At 59.9% G+C, this 1,109-nt stretch carries 1 protein-coding gene; it reads left to right on the forward strand.

Annotated elements, in window-relative coordinates; translation table 11 throughout:
- Nucleotides 1-200: 200 nt before the first annotated feature.
- Entirely contained in the window at nucleotides 201-1,034 is an 834-nt protein-coding gene (locus AX681_RS21635; protein ID WP_231733702.1) for an ISL3 family transposase, read from the forward strand.
- Nucleotides 1,035-1,109 lie beyond the last annotated feature (75 nt).

Below are 1,109 nucleotides of genomic sequence, written 5' to 3' on the forward strand. Positions count from 1 at the left end.
CCTTCACTACCCGCTCTGCTGGGGCCTTGGCGGGCGATTTTACATTGGAGGATCTGGGCTTCATCTTCGTTCCTTCGTCACTACGACGAAGCCCAGATCTGTGGATCGGCGTGGAAAAGGGGCTCTGACTCATATTTGATGCAATTGGAGGATAGGGTTCGGCTGATTTTCCGAGGAGGATCAGCAGCATGTCTCATCGAATGCATAGTGGAGCGGTAGTGCCAGCGGGTTTGGTTGTGGAACAGGTTGGTAATGCTGGAGAGGTGACGGAAATCGCGGTTCGTTCGCCGCGCCCATATTCCCAATGCCCGACCTGCGGCGTCAAAGCAGCGGCAGTGCATAGCCATTATTCTCGGCGGCTGGGAGATCTCCCGCTTGGTGGTCGGCCTGTTCGTCTTGTCCTGAAAGCACGGCGATTCCGGTGCCGGACGGTGAGCTGTACCAAGCGTATATTCGCCGAGCGCTTCGACAAAGATCTTGTGGAACCCTGGGCGCGCCGAACCAGCAGGCTCGGTCTCCTCATCTTTCATCTTGGCCTGGCGCTTGGTGGCCGCCCCGGAGCGCGCTTCGCTAACCGACTAATGGCGCCCGTCAGCAAGGACACGCTACTGCGTTCCATCCGGCGCCGTGGCCGACCAGATCATGCTGTACCCAAGGTGATCGGAATCGATGATTGGGCTTGGCGGCGTAATCAACGTTACGGCACAATCATCTGCGATCTCGAACGGCGACGGCCGATCCGCCTCCTCCCGGACCGGGAGCCGGCCACGGCACGCGGCTGGCTCGTCGGACAGCAACAGGTTGAGGTTGTCGCCCGGGATCGTGGAGGCGGATACGCATTGGCCGCCGCACAGGCGCTTCCTCACGCCTGCCAAGTTGCTGATCGCTGGCATCTGATGGAAAATGCCAGCCGCGCCTTTCTAGATGCCGTTCGTTGCTCAATGCGCGAAATCCGCACCGCGATCGGCACGACCATAGTCAATCCGGATCTGCTCACGGCCGCCGAGCGGTTACAATATGAGGGCTATCTGTAGGCGCTTGCAATCATAGCGGCGTGTGCTCGCAAACAGCCTGATTTCCTGCTCACGCTTTCTGCCACTGGCGGGGAG

This window comes from Sphingomonas sp. CCH9-E2, assembly GCF_001557215.1.
Lineage (GTDB): Bacteria > Pseudomonadota > Alphaproteobacteria > Sphingomonadales > Sphingomonadaceae > Sphingomonas.